The organism is Aeromonas allosaccharophila (assembly GCF_016026615.1).
Lineage (GTDB): Bacteria > Pseudomonadota > Gammaproteobacteria > Enterobacterales > Aeromonadaceae > Aeromonas > Aeromonas allosaccharophila.
Map to the genome: position 1 here is coordinate 4,331,946 of NZ_CP065745.1, position 17,019 is coordinate 4,348,964.

Here is a 17,019-nt window from a genome sequence, read left to right on the forward strand (position 1 = left end):
AATTGTTTTGTAAATAGAACGGTTTGTCTGGAGCCCGCTCTGGTGATAGGGATCAGGGTTGTTTGTGTCCTGCGAAGTAGAGCACCCGTTTTACATACTCCTGCGTCTCGTCATAGGGGGGGATCCCGCCATAGCGTTCCACCGCTTTTTCCCCGGCGTTGTAGGCCGCCGAGATCAGCACCCAGTCGCCATCGAAGCGGCGATCCAGCCACTTGAGATAGGTGACGCCGCCCTTGATGTTCTGGGCCGGATCGAATGGACGGGTCACCCCGAACCGCAGTTGGGTCTCGGGGATCAACTGCATCAGCCCCTGGGCATTCTTCGGTGAAACGGCGCGGCTGTTGAGGTTGGATTCGGCGATGGCTATCGCCAGCACCAGCCGGGCATCCACCTTATGGTGTTTGGCGGCGTGGCGCAGCATGGTGACCAGTTTTTGCTTGGCGGGTGGCTGGCGCGCAACCCAGGAGTCGACATTGAAGGGGGTGGAGGGGAGCTGCGCCAGATAGCCCCCCTGACCGCCACGGATCCCGATGCCGCACTGATCCCCCATAGGGGCATTGCCGATGCGGGCGTTGTAGTAACGGGCGGCCTGTTGGTTGCCAAGGCGCATCGCCATGGCGAGATAGCTGTTGGCCAGCTTGGCGCTGCGCACCGAGGCGGGACCGGTGGCGAGCAGGCGGCCGATCCGGAAGTACCCTTCGGGGTTGCCGGTGCTGGCCGCGACACAGTAGAGGGCGATCGCCTTTTGCAGATGACCGTTTTGCTGGGCCGCCTGGCCCTGCTTGATCGCCGTCAGCGCCCTTGGGGCTTGCCTGAAATCCCTGCCCTGTGCCATCGCCCACGGCATTCCTGCCAGTAACAACGACAAAAAAAGCAGCAAAAACAGTCCGTTTTCGCTGATGTGCCTCATGGGTTATCTCCTGTTTGAGTACAGAAGATATAGAGGAACATGGCTGCTATCGCCACGAATCCAGTGGATCCTGTTGTTATAGCCCGGGGATTTCAGAGATCAAAACGGTATGGAACCAATGGCGAGCGAGCCGTTTATCGAGGCTTTTCGGTCGTTTAGAAGTCGTGGTGATACTCCTGCTCATCCAGTACGGCGGGAGGAAGCGCGCGATAGAAGCTGCCAATTTCGCTGGCAACCCAGAGTGAAAGCAGGGCCAGCAGGCTGAGCAGGGGAAACAGCTCGTGGCTCTGTTGCAGGGCATAGGCCGCAATGGCGGCGCCGCTCAAAAGCAGGGTTCGGATCATGGGTGGCTCCTTGTCGTCATGGGGGTGTTGCGTGGCCACGGACAGAGCGCCTGGGGTCGGGAGTTGTTCCCGGGTGGCACAGAGCGCGCTGAGTATATCGCGCTGCGCCGCTGCCAATCCGTGGTGTTATCACACTTTTCATCGTTATCTCCGTCCTCTGGGCTGGCTGTTGCCGCTGGCAATTGAACATCCGGTGCCGCCTTTCGACGCCCCTCACAACATTCGTTCGCCCCACAAGCCCATGCTGCCAGTGCGTTCAGCCATCCTAAAACCCATGGCAAACCAGTGATACCGGATTAACTCATCAATGACCGAGGGGCTGCCTAGCATTGTCAGGGAGCGGGCCGGTAGTAGTCGAGATACCAGCGGACAAACTCGGCGACCCCCTGCCTGAGGGGCGTGGCGGGGCGCAGGCCGGTGAGGGTGTGCAGCGGCTCGCTGTCGGCCCAGGTGGCGTGCATATCGCCCGCCTGCATCGGCAGCATCCGCTTGATGGCGGGTTTGCCGAGAGCCTCTTCCAGCGCCTCGATAAAATCGAGCAGTCGTACCGGCTGGCCGTTGCCGATATTGAGGATGCGGTAGGGAGCGGCACTCTCGGCCGAGCTCTGCTCGCTGGCATGCCAGTCAGGATTGGGTCGGGGAGGTTGATCGGCTACGGCGAGGATCCCCGCGACGATGTCGTCGATAAAGGTGAAGTCTCGGCTGAGATAGCCGTGGTTGTACACGTCGATGGGCTCCCCCGCGAGGATGGCGCGGGTGAATTTGATGATGGCCATGTCGGGCCGGCCCCAGGGGCCGTAGACGGTGAAAAAGCGCAGCCCGGTGGTGGGCAGGCCATAGAGCGCCGAATAGGCGTGGGCCATCAGCTCGCCGCTCTTCTTGGTGGCGGCGTAGAGGGAGACGGGGTGATCCACCTGCTGCGCGGTGGAGTAGGGCATCTGATCCCCCATGCCATAGACCGAGCTGGAGGAGGCGTATATCAGGTGTTGAATACCGTGGTGGCGACACCCTTCCAGTACCGTTAGCATGCCGGTGAGGTTGCTGTCGGCATAGGCGAACGGATTGTCGATGGAGTAACGTACTCCCGCCTGCGCCCCCAGATGGATCACCCGCTCGAAACGATGGCTGGCAAACAGGGTCGCCATCGCCTCGCGATCCGCCAGATCCACTCGCTCGAAGTGAAAACGGGGAAGGGCTTTGAGCCGGGCCAGCCGCGCCTCCTTGAGGCTCACCTCGTAGTAGTCGTTGAGGTTGTCTATCCCCACCACCTGATGGCCTGCCGCACAGAGCTGGCTGGCCACATGAAAACCGATAAAACCGGCGACGCCGGTGACCAGATAGATCATGGTTGGGTCTCCGGGTTGCAGCTGGTGTTGGCTGGCTGCTTTTTGGCGGGTAGATGTGGCCGCCCGATGGCGTGATAGTCAAACCCGATCTCGCTGAGCTGGCGCGGGTCATAGAGGTTGCGGCCATCGATGATGACGGGCTGGTTGAGCAGGGCTTTCAACTGCTGGAAATCGGGGGCGCGAAACGCCTGCCATTCGGTGCATATCAGCAGGGCATCGGCCCCTTCCAGCGCTGATTCCTGAGTGGGGCAGAGCAGCAGATCCGGCCGCTGGCCGTAAAGCTGGCGGGCGCGTGCCATCGCCTTGGGATCAAAGGCCTGCACCCGGCCACCGGCAGCCCAGATGGCGGCCAGCAGCGGGCGGCTCGGCGCATCGCGCATGTCGTCGGTGCCGGGTTTGAACGCCAGTCCCCACAGGGCGAAGGTGCGGCCGCGCAGATCCGGGCCGAAGCGGGTCAGCAGGGTTTGCGCCATCTTCTGTTGCTGGCGCTGGTTGACCTGCTCGACCGCCGCCAGCAGCGGGGCGTCGCAGCCGACACTCGCCGCGGTATGACGCAATGACTTGATATCCTTGGGGAAGCAGGAGCCGCCGTAGCCGCAGCCCGGGTAGATAAAGTGGTAACCGATGCGGGGATCGGCCCCCATCCCTTGGCGCACCGCCTCGATATCGGCCCCCAACTGCTCGGCGAGGGCAGCCATCTCGTTCATAAAGGAGATCTTGGTGGCCAGCATGGCGTTGGCGGCGTACTTGGTGAGCTCGGCACTGCGCAGATCCATCACCACGATCCGGTCGTGATTACGGTTGAAGGGGGCGTAGAGGGCGCGCAACTGCTCAAGTGCCCGCTCACTGTCACAGCCGATGATGATGCGATCCGGTCGCATGCAGTCGTTGACCGCCGCCCCCTCCTTGAGAAACTCGGGGTTGGCCGCCACCTCGCAGGCGAGGGGCAGTTCACTGGCGGCCAACTGCTGCTCAATGTGTTCTCGTACTTGCTGCGTCGTGCCGACCGGCACAGTGCTCTTGGTCACCACCAGCTTGGGGCGGCTCATCAGTCGGCCTATGGTGTCGGCCACCGCCAGCACATGTTGCAGATCGGCCGAGCCATCCTCGTCAGCTGGTGTACCCACGGCGATCAACAGCAGGTCGGCGTGTGCCACGCCAATGGCGGGATCGACCGTAAAGCTCAGGCGGCCGCTGGCCAGATGGCTCTCGACCAACGGGGCCAGCCCTGGCTCGTAGAAGGGGATCTGCCCCAGCCTGAGGGCGGCGATCCGTTCATCATCCACATCCACGCAGCAGACCTGATGGCCCACCTCGGCCAGAACGGCGGCCTGCACCAGCCCGACATAGCCTGTGCCAAAAATGGTGACTTTCATGAAAAGTGCCTCGTGCTGTGAATGGGGGGATGGCGCGGTTAAACCGCGGCATGCTGCATCTTGGTGCAGCGGGTGTCAATGCCAGATGACAGGCACCAGAATGGGGCGTTCAGCCTGACTGTTGTGATCCTTTTCACAAAAAATAGACTGGACCCCATAACGAAGCCCTGTGGACAGGGCTCGCAGCCCGCCCGCAACGGCAGGCGACAGACACTCTCTCTTTACTTCGCTTGGATACAGGTTATGGACAACACCTCGATTCGCACTGCCCATCCCATTTATGAGGATGTGCTGGCCCTGCTGACGGCGGCCGGCTTTGTTTCCCTCGGCATCTTTCTGTTTCATCAGGTTGGCCTGCTCACTGGCGGCACTGCCGGGCTGGCGCTGTTGTTGCAAAAGGTGACCGGCATCAGCTTTGGCCTGCTGTTTTTCGGCATCAATCTGCCCTTTTATGCACTGGCATGGCTGCGGATGGGGCCACGTTTTACCTTCAACACCTTTGTCTCGGTGGCAGCGGTCTCCTACATGACTGATCACCTCAACGGCGTGCTACAGATCGGCAAGATAGAGCCCCTCTATGCAGCGTTGATCGGCGGTACCCTGATTGGCATGGGTCTGCTCATCATGTTTCGCCACAAGTCGAGTCTGGGGGGCTTCAACATTCTGGCGCTCTTTATTCAGGATCGCTTTGGCATCCGGGCAGGCAAGTTGCAGATGGGGCTCGATTGCGCCATTGTTGTCGCCTCGTTTTTCGTGGTTCAGCCCTGGATCCTGGCGCTCTCCATCGTGGCGGCGGTTATCTGTAATCTGGTGTTGACACTCAACCACAAGCCGGGCCGCTACCAGATTGCCTGACGGGCAGCGGCTGTGGCTCGATAAGACAAGAGTGACCCGATAGCACGAGGCGGCCTGATGGCCGCCTCGTCTGTTTCTACCCTGGCGTTTGTTCGCTGCGCCTAGCTCGCCTGCTCCAGTCTGCTGTCGCCGCTCGTAGCGTTGTCACTGATGGCGTTGCCGCTGATGGCGTGACCACCGACGGCGAGCGGGGTGTGGCAGGCCACCTGATGATGGGCCTCATCGCACACCTCAAGCCTTGGTGCCTTGCTTCTGCACAGCTCGGTCGCATGGGGGCAGCGCAGGTGGAAGTGGCAGCCGCTTGGCGGCGAGATGGGGGAGGGCACATCGCCGGTCAGCAGAATGCGCTGACTGCGCCTGCGCGGATCCGGCACCGGAATGGCGGAGATCAACGCCTGGGTATAGGGATGACGGGGCGCCAGATAGAGCGACTGGGCATCCGCCAGTTCGACGATCCGTCCCAGATACATCACCGCAATCCGATCCGAGATGTGTTTGACCACCGACAGATCGTGGGCGATGAAGATGATGGAGAGGTTCATCTCCCGCTGCAGGCTGAGCAGCAGGTTGACGATCTGCGACTGCACCGAGACATCGAGGGCCGAGACCGCCTCGTCGCACACCAGCAGCTTGGGCTTGAGGGCGATGGCACGGGCGATGCCGATGCGCTGGCGCTGACCGCCTGAAAACTCGTGGGGGTAGCGATCGACTGCGCTGCCCGGCAGGCCCACTTTCGCCAGCAATTCCTGCACCCAGCCGCGCCGCTGCTCAGTGTTGCCTTTGCCGTGGATGATAAAGGGCTCCTCCAAAATTTGGCCCACGGTGTGGCGGCTGTTGAGGGATTCTGCAGGATCCTGAAACACCATCTGCATCTCCTGGCGCAGGGAGCGCATCTCCTTCGGGCTGAGGGTGGTGATATCGCGCCCCTCGAAGGTGATGGTGCCCGCGGTCGGCTCGAACAGCTTGAGCAGGCTGCGTCCGAGGGTGGACTTGCCGCAACCCGACTCGCCCACCAGCCCCAGCGTCTCCCCCTGTTTCAGGTCGAAGCTGATGCCATCCACCGCGTGAACCGTATATTGCTTGCGCAGGAAGCCGCCTCCCAGCCGGAAGTGCTGTTTCAGATCCCTGACCGATAACAGAGTGCTCATACGGTCAACTCCTTCCAGTAGTGACAGGCGACATGGTGACGCGGATTGAGTTGCTCCACCGCCGGAATGGCGCTGATGCAGAGGTCGGTCGCATGGGGGCAGCGGTTGGAGAAGCGGCAGCCAGCGGGCATCTCGTGCAGGGCTGGCACCTGTCCCTTGATGGTCTTGAGCAGGCTCTTGGGCTCATCCTCGAGTCGCGGGATCGAGCTCATCAAGCCGTGGGTATAGGGGTGACGGGGGTGGTCAAACAGCTCGAACACGTCGGCCTGCTCTACCGCCCGCCCGGCATACATCACCACCACTTCGTCGCACAGCTCAGCCACTACCCCCAGATCGTGGGTGATAAAGATGATGGCCATCCCGGTCTGGGCCTGCAGCTCTTTCATCAGCTCGAGGATCTGGGCCTGAATGGTGACATCCAGCGCCGTGGTCGGCTCGTCGCAGATAAGCAGGTCCGGCTCGCAGGAGAGCGCCATGGCGATCATCACCCGCTGGCGCATGCCGCCGGAGAGGTTGTGGGGATAGACCGCAAAGCGCTGGGCCGGTTCCGGGATCCCCACGTTCTGCAGCATGGCGATGGCAGCGGCTTTGCGCTGGGCCTTGTCATACTCGGGGCGATGGAGGCGAAACACTTCCATCAGCTGCTCACCGACCGTCTGCACCGGGTTGAGGGCCGTCATCGGCTCCTGAAAGATCATAGAGATGCGGTTGCCGCGCACCTTGTACATCTGATCCGGCGCAAGGGACAGCAGCTCCTCCCCCTGAAAGCGGATGGAGCCTGCTACCACCTGACCGTGGGGTTTGGGCAAGAGCCCCATGATGGCGAGCGAGGTAACGCTCTTGCCACAGCCGGACTCGCCGACGATCCCCAGCGTCTGACCCGGGGCCACCTTGAAGCTGACCCCGTCGAGCACCTTGATCTTGCCGTCATCGACGGCGAACTCCACCTCTAGATCGCGAACTTCGAGGATTGGGGCTGGGTGTTGGCCGTGATCAACGGCGAACTTCCCCCCGTTATCCGGTACGTCAAGAATGGGGGCCTGAGTGTTGGGCATAACGGCTGCTCCCTTCGCAATGGCCTGAATATCAATGACGTGCATAGGTCTTGTCGAGCAGGTTGATGGGCGCCAGCGCCTCCCCTGCCTCCTTGGCGTTGCGGGTCTCTTCCTTCACCTTGGGATCGAGCCAGAGCAGACCGCCACTACTGTGAGGATAACCGTCCATCGGCCAGTAGAGCAGATCCGGCGTGTTCTTGGTGGCAGGCACCTCCGGCAGCATCACATAACGCCAGCTGCTGGCCCGCACATAGTTGAGCTGCACCCCGGGCACGAAAATGGCGAGATCATAGATGCGCTGCTGGATCTGCTGGGAGAGCTTGGCCCGCTTGGCCATGTCGAATTCGACGTTGTAGGCATCTATCAGCGCGTCCAGCTCCTTGTCCGCCACGTTGAACAGGTTGTTGGTCTGCGGTTTGTTGGCGTTGGCGGAGTGGAAAAACTCCCAATATTGCGGATAGAGACCGCCGCCGCCCCAACCGAGCCAAGCCGCCTCGTGTTTCTTCTCCAGCATCACCTTGAAGCCGGTGGCGCCATCCACCAGATTGAGCTCCAGATCCAGACCCGCTTTCTTGGCCTCTTCTTTCAGCACGGTCAGTCGCTTGGAGTGCTCCTGACTGGTGTAGGTGAGTGCCAGCGTCAGCCGCTCACCCTTCTCATTTTGCAGGATGCCGTCCGGCCCCGGCTTGTTGTAGCCGCCCTTGGCAAAGTACTCCCGCGCCTTGCCGATGTCATAAGCCCGCTCCGGCAGCGTGATGTCAGTGAACTCGCCAAAGCCCGAGTCGAAGGTGGTGGCTCTGTCATAGTCGCCGCGCAGCACGGTCTCGATCATCTTGTCGATGTTGAAGGCGTGCTGGATGCCGAGGCGCACGTTTACGTCCGCCAGCTTGGGGTTGGCCACATTGAGGTGAACCCCCTGACCGCCCTGTTTGGTATCGGTCATGGCCATTACCTTTTGCACGTAGCCTTTTTTGTACTCCGGGGTGACCGCTTTTTCATGCCACCAGTTGGGCAGGATCATCTCGAAGGAATCGATCTCCCCTTTCAGGAAGTGGCGGAAGGCGATGTTGTGGTCGCGGATCACCTGCACCTTGATGGTGTCGATGTTGAATCTGTGCTGGTTGTAGCGATCATCCTTTGCCCACCAATCCTGCTGCTTGCTGAAGGTGACCGACTTGCCCTTCTTGACGTCGCTGATCACGTAGGGACCTGTGGTGGGCACCACGGCCCAGTTGTACTGCTTCACCCAGTTGGGGGTCAGCTTGTAGTAGTGCTTGGGCTGGGGCCACAGCTCGGTGGTGTTGAGCAGGTCCATCTTGGCCTTGCGGTTGCCCGCTTTGACCATAATGGTGTGATCATCGATCTTCTCTACCGCGACCACTTCAGTGGTGTAGTAGTTGTTGAACCAGGGCCCCTTGATGTGTTTGGAGCGCATCATCTCGTAGCCGAAGGTGTAGTCGTCAGCATTGACCGGCTTGCCATCCGACCATTTGGCGCGGGGATCCAGCTTGAAGTAGACGGTCTGGCTGTCTGGTGCGATGGCCCAGTGGGTCGCCAGCGAGGGGATGGGGTTGCCGGTATTGGGGTGGAAGCTGATGAGCCGCAACTGGTTATCGAGAATAAAGGAACGAAACGAACCGTTTGAGTCAGGCCCCACGGTGCGGAACGTCAGCGGGAAGCTGTCGACAAACATATTGAGGCTGCCACCCGGCAGCGCCTTGGGTGAGGCGAACACCGGATCCGTGTCGTTGGTCTCCCATTTGAGATCCGCGGGCAGGCTGGCGGCCCAGACCCAGGATCCGTTCACCAGCACAAAGAGAGCACCTATCCATTTGATTTTATTTTTCATGTTTGACTTCCTGGTCTGGCCCCTGCACTGGGGGTCTTGATTGATAACGGGATTATCCCTTGCTCCCGGGACCGCCGATGGGGGCGGCCCGTCCTTCATTAATCACTGTTCGTTACCCGACGCCTGCCGATGCACGCTGGTACCGGCTGGCTTATTGGTAACGGGTAAATTTGCGCGGATCGAACGCCTCGCGGATCGCCTCACCGATAAAGGAGACCATGATCAGCACCAGACTCACCGCTGCCACCACCGAACTGACGATCCAGATGGCATCCAGATTGTTGATGCCTTGGGAGAGCAGCTCCCCCCAGCTCGGGGTCGGCGGAGCCAGCCCGAAGCCCAGATAGTCGAGCGCCGTCAGGGTGGAGATATTGCCCACCACGGCGAATGGCGCCAGGGTGACGATCATCATCAGGGTGTTGGGCAGGATGTGGTGGAAGATGATCCGCCCGGTAGTCGCCCCTTGCGCCCGCGCCGCCATCACATAGTCACGCGCCCGCTCCTTGTAGGTGAGGGTGCGCATATACCAGGTGATCCCCATCCAGCCGAACAGCACGTTGATGCCGACAAACAGGCCGAAGTTGGGCTTGGCCAGCGACACCAGGATCATGATGACGTAGAGAAACGGCACCTGGGACCAGATCTCGATAAAGCGTTGCAGGATGAGGTCAAAGCGGCCGCCGAGAAAGCCCATCAGGCAGCCGATGGTGACCCCGATGGCGTAACTGGCCGCCAGCGCGATAAAGGCAAAGCCGATGGCGATGCGAAAGCCGTAAACCAGCCGCGCCAGCACATCGCGGCCGCTGGTGTCGGTGCCGAGGAAGTGGCGCTCAGCCGCGCTGGGGGCGTAGGGCGGGTAGGCATCCTCCTTGAAATCCTGCTCGTAGGGATTCCAGGGCACCGGAGGCAGCAACACCCAGTCACCCTGACCCTCTGCGGCAAACTTGGCCTTGAGCTGGCGGTAGTTGGTTTCGTACTCGTAGCCGAGCCCGAACTGCTGGCCGGGGATCACATCGCCATAGGTGGGGAAGTGCAGCTGGCCCTGATAGCTGACCATCAGCGCCCGGCTGTTGACCAGCAGCTCCGCCAGCAGGGAGAGCAGCACCAGGGTGGTGAAGATGATGAAGGAGTAGTAACCACGCTTGATCGACTTGAAGCGCTTGAGTTTTTTCAAGGTAACCGGATTGAGCTTCATGGTTAGTCTCCAAACCGCACGCGGGGGTCAACAGGAGGTGCAACGCAGATATCGGAGACGATATAGCGTGATATCAGCATCGGCATGGCAAGAGGTGGCTGGTTCATAGTCACTCTCCAAACCGCACGCGCGGATCAACAAGGGCCACGCAGATATCGGAGACGATATTGCCCACCAGCATCAGCATCGAGGTGATGGCCAGAATACCCATGACGGTGGGGTAATCCCGCTCGACGATCGCCTCGTAACCGAGCAGGCCGATGCCGTCGATGTTGAAGATGGTCTCGATGAGGAAGGAGCCGCCAAAGAAAACGGTGAGCACGGACCCCAAGTGACTGGCGATGGGGATCAGGCTGTTGCGCATGGCGTGGTCGGTGACCGCCTTGCGAAACGGCAGCCCCTTGGCCACGGCGGTACGCACGTAATCTGCCGACAGGTTCTCCATCAGGCTGTTCTTCATGGTCATGGTGAGGATGGCGAAATCACCGATGGCGTAGGCGATGAGCGGCAGCAGGGCGTGGGCAAAGACAGTGCGGATCTTATCCCAGCTGCTCTCCATGGAATCGAAATCGTCCCCCGGAAAACCACCCATCGGCAGCCACTCCAGATGGAAGGCGAAGACGGTGATGAGGAAGATCCCCACCACGTAGGCGGGCAGGGCATAGGCCATGTAGATGAGCATGGAGCTTAACGAGTCGAAGCGGCTGTTGTGCCTGAGGGCCTTGGCCACACCCAGCGGGATGGAGACCGCATAGCTCAGCAGAAAGGTCGCCAGCCCGAAGAAGGCGGTGACGGGGAGCCGATCCTTGATGAGGTCCCACACCGGTTCGTAGTAGCGGGTCGATTCACCCAGATCGAGTACCGCCAGCTTCTGCAGCCACTCCCAATAGGCGACCAGCATCGGCTTGTCGAGGCCATAGAAGGCCTTGAGCTCCTCGATCTGTTCATCGGAGAGGGCCTGCGCCCCCTTGCTGCCACTGGAGCGGCCGGATTCATTCTGGGAAACCTGGGCTTGCAGCAGCATGCGTTCGACCGGTCCACCCGGCACGAAACGGGTGATGGTGAAGACGAGCAGGGTGATACCGAGAAACGTCGGGATGATCAAAAGCATCCGACGTAGGAAATACGACAGCATGGTGGAACCTCGTCCTTGTTGTTCTGCGGCGGCCTGTCACATCCGGTGTATGGTCGCTTCGCGCTACTGATTATTGGTAAACATAAACCCAAGCCAGATCAATCAAATAATCATGGTTGGAAGGGCAACGTGGCCTCTTTCACGGCAATAAGCTGCCACCGCCTGCATTGGCTTATCTCCCCGAATGTGACAAACGTTTCAACCACTGCTGCAACCATGACACCTGGTGGCGCAGCGAGTGGTTGACGGGTAAGCGGGGGCCTGCTGGCTGGGCACCAGTACCGTTCATCTTTCTCTCAGCTGCGACTTGCTAGGGTGGCTTTTGCACTGTTGATAAGCGTCACACCGAAAACGGCCACTTTTAACAAGAAAAGCAACATATCGAAGTTGAAATTTTGGCCGACTCAGGAAAGAATGCGCGCTCGGTTATTGGCGCCGTGGTGCAGGTTGACCCGCCACCGGCAGACCGAGGATAAGACGGCCTCCGGCCCATTTGGTACAGGAAACCACACAGGAATTTTATGAATCCCCTTCGCACTGCCGCTTCGGCCCTTTTATGCACATTTGCGCTGGTCAGCCAGCAGGCTGCCGCCGTCGAGTACCGTCTGCCTGCGGCCAACAGCCGCCTGATCGGTGAAAACCAGCAATACGTGGTGCCTGCGGACAACCGTCCGCTGGAGCAGATCGCCTCCGACTTCCAGTTGGGTCTGACCAACATCATGGAAGCCAACCCGGGCGTTGATCCCTATCTGCCGAAGGCGGGTAGCACCCTGATCATCCCCCATCAGCTGATCCTGCCCAACGCGCCGCGCGAAGGGATCGTCATCAACGTCGCCGAGATGCGTCTCTACTACTATCCGAAAGGGAAGAACGTGGTGGAAGTGCTGCCCATCGGCATCGGCCAGCTGGGGGTCAACACCCCGGAAAACTGGATCACCAAGGTAGAGCGCAAGCGCGCCAACCCGACCTGGACCCCGACCGAGAACATCCGTCGCCGCTATGCCGCCCAGGGCAAGACCCTGCCAGCAGTATGGCCTGCGGGTCCGGATAACCCCATGGGTCTGCACGCCCTCTACATCGGCAACCTCTATGCCATCCACGGCACCAACGCCACCTTCGGCATCGGTCTGCGGGTGAGCAGCGGTTGTGTGCGTCTGCGCGCTGACGACATCAAGTATCTGTTCGACAACGTGCCGGTCGGCACCCGCGTCCAGTTCGTCAACCAGCCGGTCAAGACCACGGTCGAGCCGGATGGCGGTCGCTACATGGAAGTGCACGAGCCGCTGTCGCGCAACGAAGAGGAGTTCAACTCCACCGCTTCCGTGCCGCTCCCGATGACCCCGGCCATCACCCGCTTCATCGCCCACGCCGAGTCTGACTCCAACGTGGTCAAGCAGGTACTGGAACAGCGTACCGGTATGCCGACCCGTCTCAATCCCTGATTGAGCAAGTTGGCGGTGCTGCTGGCACTCGTAAAATAAAGAAAACGGCGACCATCTGGTCGCCGTTTTTTATGGGGCATTCGCCGCTTGCTTACTGCACACAGACCGGGCAGAAGGCGTAGGTGCCTTGCGGATCGTTGAAGCGGGTGAGCGGGTCGAGACTGCGGTTCACTTCCACCCATGCCTTGCCAAATCCAGCCGGCAGCCAGCTTTGCAACTGGGGAGCTAACATTTGGGCACTGCTGTCAAACAGCTGGCGCAGGAACTTGTCCTTGGTGGACTCTTCCTGCTCGATGGGGCTCACCTGCCACTCCTTGAGGTTGGCGAGGTCGGCGGCGGCCTTGATGGCGTCATCCAGATTGCCGAACTCGTCCACCAGACCCAGGGCCTTGGCATCCTCACCGGTCCAGACCCGACCTTCGGCCGCTTTCTCGGCCTCTTCCGGGCTCAGACCGCGGCCCTTGCTGACCAGACCGATGAAGCGCTGGTAGGTATCTTCCACGCTCAGCTGGATGGCCTGACCGACGTGATCCGGCAAGGCGCGGGTCGGGCCGACGCCGACGTAATCTGTGGTGCCAACCCCGTCGGTATGCACGCCGAACTGGGCCAACGCCTTGTCGATGGTGGCAAACATGCCGAACACCCCGATGGAACCGGTGAGGGTGGTCGGGGAGGCGAAGATCTTGTCCGCATCGGCGGAGATCCAGTAGCCACCGGAGGCGGCATAGCTGCCCATGGAGACCACTACCGGTTTGCCAGCTTGTTTCAGGGCCAGCAGCTCGGCGCGGATCTGCTCGGCGGCGAAGGCGCTGCCGCCGGGGCTGTCGACCCGCAGGACCACGGCTTTGACCTTGTCATCGCGGCGGGCATCGGCCAGCAGGTCGGAGAGGCTGTCGCCGCCGATGGTTCCGGCAGGCTGGACGCCATCCATGATGGCGCCGCTGGCGACCACCAGACCCACCTCATCCTTGCCGCTCTGGGGATATTGTTCCGGAATGGCAGCCAGATACTCTTTCAGGCCGACCCCTTTCCAGCCGTGGTCGTCCGCTTCACCCACCTCTTTAATGACCGCCTGGGTCATCTCGTCGCGGGTGGCCAGCTGATCCACCAGCCCGTTGTCGAGGGCGTAGTTGGCGGCATTGCCACCGGCCTTGCGCAGCAGCTCGAGGAAGCGATCCTTGCCCGGTGCGACCGCATCGGGTTCGATCTCCCGCTGCTCGGCGACATCGGCCACATAGGATTGCCACAGCTGATCCAGCCAGCGCTGGTTCGCCTCTTTGCTCTCGGGGGACATCTCGTCGCGGGTATAGGGTTCGACGAAGGATTTGTAGGTGCCGACCTTGAATACATGCGGGGTGATGTTGAGCTTCTCCAGCGCCGACTTGAAGTAGGTCTGGTAGACCCCAAGCCCCTCGATCACCACGGCGCCGCTCTGGTTGAGCAGCACGTGATCGGCGTGGGCCGCCAGCAGGTACTGGCCTTGAGTGTAGAAGTCGGCCATGGCGATCACCGGTTTGCCGCTCTCCCGGAAGGAGTCGATGGCACTCGCCACCTCCTGCAGTTTGCTGAAGTTGGCTCCCTGCAGCCCTTGTGGCTTGATCACCAGCGCCTTGATGCGCTCGTCATCCTTGGCACTCTTGATGGCCCACAGCAGGTCGGAGAGGACGATCTCGCTCGGCTGCTCGTCGCTGCTGTCCATCTGGCGCAGCAGTTGTACGGTGGGATCTGTCTGGGAGCGTTGCTCCACCAGCACGCCGTTGAGATTGAGGGTTAGCGCCCCTTCGATGGGCGCCTTGGGGGCCTCTTTCTGGCTGACGCTGAAGACGATGACCAGCACTACGATGAGAAACAGCAGATTGACCAGCATCAGCCGGGTGAAATTGAGCAGGCGCCACAGGCTGCGGAACAACCAACCCAGACCTTTGAAAATAGACATAGTCGCGTTATCGCCCTGTTAATGGGTAGAGAAGAGCCATTATTAACCAGTTGCGGGCGAAATTGCCATTTCCGACTGGCGGATCCCGCCTATCTTCGTTCAGGGCACGGCTGTTCGCTGAAAAATTGTCCAAACATTTGTTTGAAAAAGAATTTTCGATTCTTTACTCTAGCTTCAGTTTGATAACAAAAAATTAACTGGAGGCATCGTGAGCCGCTATCCGACCCTGCTGACCCCGCTCGACCTTGGTTTTACCCAGCTGCGCAACCGGGTGTTGGGCGTTGTTCCATGCACCCTGGCCTTAAAGAGGAAGGCATCATGAGTCGCTATCCCCATCTGCTGAAGCCCCTTGACCTCGGTTTTACCCAGCTGCGCAATCGCGTGTTGATGGGCTCCATGCATACCGGCCTCGAAGAGGAGAAGGGCGGTTTTGACAAGCTGGCCGCCTTTTATGCCGAGCGCGCCCGTGGTGGTGTTGGCCTTATCGTCACCGGCGGCATTGCCCCCAACCTGCGCGGTCGGCTGGTGCCTCACGGCTCTCAGCTGAGCTTTCCCTGGCAGGTGAGCAAGCACAAGAAGGTGACCAGCGCCGTGCATCAGGAGGGGGGCAAGATAGCGCTGCAGATCCTCCATGCCGGTCGTTACGCCTATCATCCTTTCAGTCTGGCCCCGAGCGCCCTCAAGGCACCCATCTCCCCGTTCAAGCCACGCGCCATGAGCGAGCGACAGATCCGCGGCACCATTCGCGACTTCGCGGCTACAGCAGCGTTGGCCAAGGCGGCCGGTTATGACGGCGTCGAGGTAATGGGCTCGGAAGGCTATCTCATCAACCAGTTCATCTGCGAGCGCACCAACAAACGGACCGATGGCTGGGGCGGCAGCAGCGAAAACCGGATGCGCTTCCCGGTGGAGATTGTCCGCACCATCCGCGAGCGGGTCGGTACCGACTTCATCATTATCTTCCGCCTCTCCATGCTCGATCTGGTGGAGCAGGGCTCCACCCTGGAAGAGGTGATCGCCCTTGGCAAAGCGCTGGAGGCGGTGGGGGTGACCCTGATCAATACCGGCATCGGCTGGCACGAGGCGCGCATTCCCACCATCGCCACCAGCGTGCCGCGCGGCGCTTTCAGCTGGGTGACTGCCGAGCTGAAAAAGCACCTCAAGGTGCCCCTCATCACTACCAACCGGATCAACACTCCCGAGGTGGCCGAGCGCATTCTGGCAGGCGGCGAGGCGGACATGGTCTCCATGGCGCGCCCCTTCCTGGCTGACCCTGAATTTGTCATCAAGGCGGTCGAGGACAGGGCGGACGAGATCAACACCTGCATCGCCTGCAATCAGGCCTGCCTCGACCACGTCTTCAAGCAGAAGCGAGCCTCCTGTCTGGTCAATCCCCGCGCCTGTTTCGAGACCGAATTGACCTTTGGCCGCGTCCCACAGCCCAAGAAGCTGGCGGTGGTGGGGGCGGGGCCGGCCGGGCTGGCCTTTGCCTGCTACGCTGCCGAGCGCGGTCATCAGGTGAGCCTGTTCGATCAGGCGAGCGAGATTGGCGGCCAGTTCAACTTCGCCAAGCAGATCCCGGGCAAGGAGGAGTTCTACGAGACCCTGCGCTATTTCGCCAAGCGGCTGGAGAAGTGTGGTGTCGAGCTCTACCTCGGCCAGCGCCAGAGTGCCGAGACCCTGCTCGGCGGCGGCTTTGACGAGGTGATCCTCGCCACCGGTATCCGCCCGCGCACTCCCAATATTCCGGGGATCGAGCATCCTAAGGTGATGAACTACCTCGATGTATTGCGGGATCACAAGCCGGTCGGCCAGAAGGTGGCGGTGATCGGCGCTGGCGGCATCGGCTTTGATGTTGCTGAGTATCTGGTCGAGAAGAAGGTGGAGATGGATGCCGAGGGGCATCGTGATCACTGGCTCAAGGAGTGGGGCATCGACAAGCAGCTTGGCGAGCGTGGTGGCCTCACCACTCCTGAAGTCGATGCGCCCGAGCGCCAGATCTGGCTGCTCCAGCGCAAGGAGAGCAAGGTAGGTGACGGTCTTGGCAAGACCACCGGCTGGATCCACCGTACCGTGCTCAAGAACCGCAAGGTGCAGATGCTCTCCGGGGTGCAATATCTGGGGATCGATGATGAGGGCTTGCACATTCAGGTGGGCGAGACCAAACAGTGTCTGCCGGTGGATCAGGTGATCATCTGCGCCGGACAAGAGCCGCTCAAGGAGCTGCAGGCCGGTCTGCAGGCCGCTGGCAAGCCGGTGCATATCATCGGTGGTGCCGATGTGGCTGCCGAGCTGGATGCCAAGCGGGCGATCAGACAGGGCGCCGAACTGGCCGCTGTCATCTAATCTCTCCCCGCCATCATGAATGAGATAAACCCCTGAGCTTCAGGGGTTTTCTTCATTCGGCGCTGTGCTAAGGTAGCGCCAT

At 60.8% G+C, this 17,019-nt stretch carries 13 protein-coding genes; 3 read left to right on the plus strand and 10 right to left on the minus strand.

Annotated elements, in window-relative coordinates:
- Positions 1 to 52: 52 nt before the first annotated feature.
- From I6G90_RS19950 to I6G90_RS19965, 4 genes are all read right to left on the minus strand, one after another.
- Entirely contained in the window at positions 53 to 910 is an 858-nt protein-coding gene (locus I6G90_RS19950) for a lytic transglycosylase domain-containing protein (RefSeq protein ID WP_111809180.1), read from the minus strand.
- 155 nt (positions 911 to 1,065) lie between these two features.
- On the minus strand, positions 1,066 to 1,254 hold the full coding sequence (locus I6G90_RS19955; RefSeq protein WP_197928902.1) for a hypothetical protein: 189 nt from the start codon (positions 1,252 to 1,254) through the stop codon (positions 1,066 to 1,068).
- A 332-nt stretch (positions 1,255 to 1,586) separates the two neighbouring features.
- A complete protein-coding gene (locus I6G90_RS19960) occupies positions 1,587 to 2,600 on the minus strand; it encodes an NAD-dependent epimerase (protein WP_197928904.1) in 1,014 nt (337 codons plus the stop codon).
- On the minus strand, positions 2,597 to 3,976 hold the full coding sequence (locus I6G90_RS19965) for a UDP-glucose dehydrogenase family protein (RefSeq protein ID WP_197928906.1): 1,380 nt from the start codon (positions 3,974 to 3,976) through the stop codon (positions 2,597 to 2,599). The genes I6G90_RS19960 and I6G90_RS19965 overlap by 4 nt, the downstream gene beginning before the upstream one ends.
- A 243-nt stretch (positions 3,977 to 4,219) precedes the next feature.
- Here I6G90_RS19965 and I6G90_RS19970 point away from each other — a divergent pair, with 243 nt between their 5' ends.
- Positions 4,220 to 4,831, plus strand: a complete 612-nt coding sequence (locus tag I6G90_RS19970) for a YitT family protein (protein ID WP_005349421.1) — start codon at positions 4,220 to 4,222, stop codon at positions 4,829 to 4,831.
- A gap of 101 nt (positions 4,832 to 4,932) precedes the next feature.
- Here I6G90_RS19970 and I6G90_RS19975 read toward each other — a convergent pair whose 3' ends face one another.
- The 5 genes from I6G90_RS19975 to I6G90_RS19995 form a co-directional block, all read right to left on the minus strand.
- A complete protein-coding gene (locus tag I6G90_RS19975; protein WP_197928908.1) occupies positions 4,933 to 5,979 on the minus strand; it encodes an ABC transporter ATP-binding protein in 1,047 nt (348 codons plus the stop codon).
- Positions 5,976 to 7,034: an ABC transporter ATP-binding protein gene (locus I6G90_RS19980; RefSeq protein ID WP_197928910.1), complete on the minus strand. Its 1,059-nt coding sequence runs from the start codon at positions 7,032 to 7,034 to the stop codon at positions 5,976 to 5,978. Before I6G90_RS19980 ends, I6G90_RS19975 begins: the two co-directional genes overlap by 4 nt.
- Before the next feature lie 31 nt (positions 7,035 to 7,065).
- Positions 7,066 to 8,883: an extracellular solute-binding protein gene (locus I6G90_RS19985; RefSeq protein WP_197928912.1), complete on the minus strand. Its 1,818-nt coding sequence runs from the start codon at positions 8,881 to 8,883 to the stop codon at positions 7,066 to 7,068.
- Between the two features lie 151 nt (positions 8,884 to 9,034).
- Positions 9,035 to 10,078 (minus strand): ABC transporter permease, encoded by a 1,044-nt coding sequence (locus I6G90_RS19990; RefSeq protein WP_197928914.1) that lies wholly within the window; start codon positions 10,076 to 10,078, stop codon positions 9,035 to 9,037.
- A 109-nt stretch (positions 10,079 to 10,187) separates the two neighbouring features.
- Positions 10,188 to 11,213: an ABC transporter permease subunit gene (locus I6G90_RS19995; RefSeq protein ID WP_197928916.1), complete on the minus strand. Its 1,026-nt coding sequence runs from the start codon at positions 11,211 to 11,213 to the stop codon at positions 10,188 to 10,190.
- Positions 11,214 to 11,734: 521 nt separating this feature from the next.
- On the opposite strand from I6G90_RS19995, the gene I6G90_RS20000 reads away from it, so the two are divergent.
- Positions 11,735 to 12,655, plus strand: coding sequence for a L,D-transpeptidase family protein (locus I6G90_RS20000; RefSeq protein ID WP_042656694.1), 921 nt, complete (start codon positions 11,735 to 11,737; stop codon positions 12,653 to 12,655).
- Positions 12,656 to 12,746: 91 nt separating this feature from the next.
- Here I6G90_RS20000 and sppA read toward each other — a convergent pair whose 3' ends face one another.
- On the minus strand, positions 12,747 to 14,591 hold the full coding sequence (gene sppA, locus I6G90_RS20005) for a signal peptide peptidase SppA (RefSeq protein ID WP_197928918.1): 1,845 nt from the start codon (positions 14,589 to 14,591) through the stop codon (positions 12,747 to 12,749).
- 318 nt (positions 14,592 to 14,909) lie between these two features.
- Here sppA and I6G90_RS20010 point away from each other — a divergent pair, with 318 nt between their 5' ends.
- Positions 14,910 to 16,937, plus strand: coding sequence for an oxidoreductase (locus I6G90_RS20010; protein ID WP_197928920.1), 2,028 nt, complete (start codon positions 14,910 to 14,912; stop codon positions 16,935 to 16,937).
- Positions 16,938 to 17,019 lie beyond the last annotated feature (82 nt).